The sequence below is a fragment of the Microvirga sp. P5_D2 genome, from assembly GCF_054049475.1.
In genome coordinates, this window is record NZ_JBFUMH010000248.1 from 1 (window position 1) to 5,326 (window position 5,326).

Sequence of the window (5,326 nt, forward strand, 5' to 3'; positions counted from 1 at the left end):
CGCTCAACCAGAAGAAGGCCGGAATTCAGGTCGCCTTCGCATCGATGTTCACGCTGATCGCATTGATCGTTCTGCTCTCCGCAATCTGGTTCGGCCTGAACTTCGCCAACCGTCTCGTGGCGCCCATCCGCCGCCTGATCCATGCGACCGATCAGGTCGCGACCGGCAATTTCTATGTGCAGGTTCCGGTAAAGCGAGGCGAGGGGGATCTCGGCCATCTCGGCGAGACCTTCAACAAGATGACCACGGAACTGCGCACGCAGCATGATGGCCTGACCGCCGCGAGCGAGGTCATCGACCGGAGAAGGCGCTTTACCGAGGCCGTTCTGGCAGGTGTTTCCGCAGGCGTGATCGGCATCAATGCGCGCGGCTTGATCACCATTGCCAATCCGTCCACCGAGGCGCTTCTCGGCACGCCGCGTGAAGAGCTCATCGGTCGCTCCATCACGAGCGTTCTGCCCGAGGTAACGCAGCTGGTTCAGGAGATGGGCGAAGCGCGCCAGCGTCTCATGCAGTCGCAGATTCAGATTTCCCGCAAGGGCAAGGAGCGCACTATCAATGTGCGCGTGACAAGCGAGCAGGCGCGCAGCGAGCGGCGCGACCTCGTCATCACCCTTGACGATATTACGGACCTCGTCCTGGCCCAGCGCACCTCCGCCTGGGCCGATGTGGCCCGCCGCATCGCGCACGAGATCAAGAACCCGCTGACACCGATCCAGCTCTCGGCCGAGCGCATCCGCCGGAAATACGGCAAGGTCATCACGACGGATCGCGAGGTGTTCGACCAGTGCACGGACACCATCGTGCGGCAGGTCGACGACATCAAACGCATGGTGGACGAGTTCTCCTCCTTCGCCCGGATGCCGAAGCCGGCCATCCGCCAGGAGGATCTGGCGGAGACTGTGCGTCAGGTCGTTTTCATGATGCGGATCGCCCATCCGGAAATCGAGTTCGTGGATCAGTTTCCCGAAGGTCCGGTCGTCGCTCCCTTCGACCGCAGGCTCATCTCGCAGGCGGCTACGAACATCGTGAAGAACGCCACCGAGGCGATTGCAGCCGTTCCCGAGGATGAGCGCGGTCAGCCCCGGATCACCGTGACGCTGGACGACACGCATCCCGATTATTTGATCCTGGCCGTCACCGATAACGGCAAGGGCTTCCCGGTCGAGGGCCGTCAACGCCTTCTGGAGCCCTATATGACGACGAGAGAGGGAGGCACCGGGCTGGGCCTGCCGATCGTCGCCAAGATTCTCGAAGACCATGGGGGAGGCATGGACCTCGTCGATAATCCCGCAGGACGGGGTGGACAGGTCCGCATGTGGATCCCGAAACGGAAACAAGTTGCAAACGAGGAGGCGTCCGCCGCTTCGGAGAGCAACGAATCTCGCAGGGCAAGCCTATGAGCGCTGATATCCTCGTAGTCGATGACGAAGTCGACATTCGCGAACTCGTCGCCGGAATCCTCGAGGACGAGGGTCATCGAACCCGCACGGCTGGCACATCCGATGATGCGCTCGCGGCCATCGAGGCGCGTCGCCCGCACCTCGTGTTCCTCGACATCTGGCTTCAGGGCAGCCGCCTTGATGGTCTGCAGGTCCTCGAGATCGTCAAGGCGCAGCACCCGGATCTGCCGGTGGTAATGATCTCTGGACACGGCAACATCGAAACGGCCGTTTCCGCCATCAAGTCGGGCGCTTACGACTTCATTGAGAAGCCGTTCAAGGCCGACCGTCTCGTGCTGGTGGCAGAGCGCGCGTTGGAGGCCTCCCGCCTCAAGCGCGAGGTTCGTGACCTTCGCTCGCGCTCCGTTCAGGCCAGCCRTATCGCCGGCAGATCCATCGTGGTCAACCAGCTCAGGCAGGCGGTAGAGCGCGCAGCGCCCACCAATGCGCGCATCCTGATCACCGGGGCGCCTGGTTCCGGCAAGGAGCTGACGGCCCGTACGGTGCACAGCATGTCCTCGCGGGCGAACGGCCCCTTCGTCGTTCTCACGGCAGCGACGATCACGCCTGAGACCATGGAAGCCGAACTCTTCGGTACCGAGGGCGGGGAGGGTGGAGGACGCCGCGTCGGCGCGCTTGAAGAGGCGCATGGCGGCACGCTCTATATCGACGAGATCGCCGATATGCCGCGCGAGACGCAGAACCGGATTCTGCGTGTTCTGGTGGACCAGAATTTCCAGCGGATCGGCGGCACGACCCGCGTCCATGTGGATGTGCGCATCATCTCGTCATCGAGCCGCGACCTGCCGGCCGAGATCGCGGCCGGTCATTTCCGGGAGGATCTGTTCCATCGTCTTGGCGTCATTCCGATCCGCGTTCCGTCTCTGGCCGAGCGCCGCGAGGACGTGCCGGAGCTGATCGAATTCTTCATGGATCAGATCTCCTCGACGACCGGCCTGCCCAAGCGGCGCATCGCCGAGGACGCCATGGCGGTTCTGCAATCCCATGACTGGCCGGGCAATGTTCGCCAATTGCGAAACAATGTCGAACGCTTGATGATTCTGACCACCGCCGAGCCCGATGCCGAAGTCACTGCTGAGATGCTGCCCTCCGAAATCGGAACGCTCGTTCCGACGACGCCGGGCGGGGCGGGCGGCGAGAAACTCATGAGCATGCCGCTGCGTGAGGCCCGTGAGATCTTCGAACGAGAGTATCTTCTGGCGCAGATTGCCCGGTTCAGCGGCAATATCTCCCGCACTGCGGAGTTCATCGGCATGGAGCGCTCGGCCCTCCATAGAAAGCTTAAATCCTTGGGCATCGGCGGCTAGGACGTTTCACAATCCGCGGATGAGTGTGTCTCAATGCACATCATCCACGGGAAAATATCCTACAGAGGGGGTAGAACAGCCGAGCCCCTCTTGCCGAACGGTCAACTTCGCCCTGTAATAAGAAGGCCGGCCAACGACCGCACGATAGCGGATTATCATATACAGGCGGCCCAATAGCCAAGACCGGCGGCGATGGGCTGGCGAGGCAACTTCAATGGCGGGCGATCGCGCGCAGAATCTCCAGGACACCTTTCTCAATTACGTCCGGAAACAAAAGATTCCGCTGACCATATTCCTTGTGAACGGTGTCAAGCTCCAGGGCGTCGTGACATGGTTCGACAATTTCTGCGTTCTGTTGCGCAGGGACGGTCACTCTCAGCTGGTTTACAAACACGCCATTTCCACGATCATGCCTGGACAGCCCGTTCAGTTGTTCGATCAGATCGACGAGGCTGGCGAAAAGGCTTGAGGTGACGGAACCGCGCACTCCGGGGGAACAACGTCTCGCAGAGCTGGCAGAACCTGAGAAAGAGGTTGCCGCCGGCACGAACACGCTTGTGGTCGGCCCCTACCTAACCCGCAAGCGCCGGTTTACTTCCAGCGATGCGGAGCGCGAGGATGCGAACCCGCGCCCGCCCGAGGCCCGTCTCGACGAGGCCTCCGGCCTTGCACTCGCCATCGACCTAACCGTCGTCCAATCCCTGATCGCGCCTTTGGCTTCGCCTCGGCCTGCAACCTATATCGGCAGCGGCAAGGTCGACGAGCTCGCGGGCTTGATCAAGGCGGAGGGGATCGGCCTCGTCGTCATGGATTGTGCGCTGAGCCCTGTGCAGCAACGGAATCTGGAGAAAGCCTGGGGCGCGAAGGTCATCGACCGGACCGGGCTCATTTTGGAAATTTTCGGGCGGCGGGCTCGTACCAAGGAAGGCACGCTTCAGGTCGAGCTCGCCCATCTGTCCTATCAGAAAGGCCGGCTGGTCCGCTCCTGGACCCACTTGGAGCGCCAACGCGGCGGCTTCGGCTTCCTTGGCGGTCCCGGCGAGACGCAGATCGAAGCCGATCGGCGCATGATTCAGGAGCGCATGAACCGGATCGAACGCGATCTGGAAGGCGTGGTGAAAACCCGCTCGTTGCATCGCACGAGCCGGAGGAGGGTGCCTTACCCCATCGTGGCGCTCGTGGGCTACACCAATGCTGGCAAATCGACCCTCTTCAATCGCATGACTCAGGCCGAGGTTTTGGCCGAGAACATGCTGTTTGCGACCCTGGACCCGACGACCCGCGCCATCGATCTCCCACACGGGGAAAAGGCCATCCTGTCCGATACGGTGGGTTTCATCTCGGACCTGCCGACGATGCTCGTCGCGGCCTTCCGCGCCACGCTCGAGGACGTGGTCGAGGCCGACGTTCTCCTGCATGTGCGGGACGTGTCCCATGGCGAGACCGAAGCGCAGGCCGGCGACGTGGCCGTGGTTTTGCGGGAACTCGGAATCGACCCTGACGATACGCGGCGCATCATCGAGGTTTGGAACAAGGCCGACCTTCTGACGCCCGACGACCGGGAGCGTCTGGCGGCAACATCGGAACGGACGGGCGAGGAGAGGCGGCCCATTCTCATCTCAGCCTTGACGGGCGAGGGCATTCCCGAACTGCTCGCCACCATCGAGCAGCATCTTGCCATGGGGCGGCGCACCTACGAGGTGGATGTGGCACCGGAGGACGGGCAGGGGCTTGCCTGGCTCCATGAGAACACGGAAATCTTGGCGCGGACGCCGAGAGAGGATGGACATACCCTTCTCCAGATCCGCCTTGTGGGCGGCAAGGAGCCGCGGTTCCTCAACCGCTTCCCGCAGGCCCGCATCGTATAGTTAACGCTCGGCCGTATTTAACGCTCGGCCGTCTTGGCCTGAACCCAGAGTTCTTCCATCTCATCGAGGGACGCTTCGCTCAATTCGCGGCCCTGGCGTTTGAGCGCATGTTCGACAGACCCGAAGCGGCGTTCGAACTTGGCATTAGTCCGCCTCAGCGCGCTCTCCGGATCGATGCCGTAATGACGGGCGAGGTTGGTCACCGAGAAGAGAAGGTCGCCGATTTCATCCTCGATGCGATCTCGATCGCCGCTTGAAGAGGCCTCTTTAACCTCCTCCAGTTCCTCATGAATCTTATCAATAACCTGAGCGGATTCCGGCCAGTCGAAGCCGACCTTGGCCGCCTTGGTCGTCAGCTTCTGGGCTCGGGTCAGTGCGGGCAGGGCTGTCGGTATGCCGCCGAGAAAACCCGCCTCGTGACTCTCCGCCGGCAGTCCCAGTTTCTCGCGCTCTGCCCGACGCTCAGCCTTCTCTTCGCTCTTGATCGTGTCCCACAGGGCCTTGACCTGCTTGGGCGATAGGTCGTTCGCATTGTCGAAGACGTGGGGATGGCGCCGGATCAGCTTTTTCGTGATGGCCTCGACCACATCCGGAAAGCCAAAAGCGCCTTTCTCCTCGGCCATCCGGGCGTGGAAGACGACCTGAAGCAAAAGGTCACCGAGTTCATCTCGGAGATCAGCCAGATCAC

At 62.1% G+C, this 5,326-nt stretch carries 5 protein-coding genes; 4 read left to right on the top strand and 1 reads right to left on the bottom strand.

The window, feature by feature from the left end; genetic code table 11:
- The 4 genes from ACXJKO_RS29515 to hflX all read left to right on the top strand — a co-directional run.
- A partial coding sequence (locus tag ACXJKO_RS29515; RefSeq protein WP_457094587.1) for a sensor histidine kinase occupies positions 1-1,403 on the top strand: 1,403 nt, incomplete at its 5' end.
- Positions 1,400-2,770 carry a nitrogen assimilation response regulator NtrX gene (gene ntrX / locus ACXJKO_RS29520; protein ID WP_457094588.1) on the top strand — a complete coding sequence of 457 codons (1,371 nt, stop codon included), beginning with the start codon at positions 1,400-1,402 and terminating at the stop codon, positions 2,768-2,770. The genes ACXJKO_RS29515 and ntrX, both read left to right, overlap by 4 nt.
- Before the next feature lie 214 nt (positions 2,771-2,984).
- Positions 2,985-3,239 carry an RNA chaperone Hfq gene (hfq, locus tag ACXJKO_RS29525; RefSeq protein ID WP_009491222.1) on the top strand — a complete coding sequence of 85 codons (255 nt, stop codon included), beginning with the start codon at positions 2,985-2,987 and terminating at the stop codon, positions 3,237-3,239.
- A 1-nt stretch (position 3,240) separates the two neighbouring features.
- The gene (hflX, locus tag ACXJKO_RS29530) at positions 3,241-4,638 is read left to right on the top strand and encodes a GTPase HflX (protein ID WP_457094589.1); all 1,398 of its coding nucleotides are present in this window, start codon (positions 3,241-3,243) and stop codon (positions 4,636-4,638) included.
- Positions 4,639-4,655: 17 nt separating this feature from the next.
- Here hflX and mazG read toward each other — a convergent pair.
- The coding region (gene mazG / locus ACXJKO_RS29535; protein WP_457094590.1) for a nucleoside triphosphate pyrophosphohydrolase at positions 4,656-5,326 on the bottom strand (671 nt) is incomplete at its 5' end.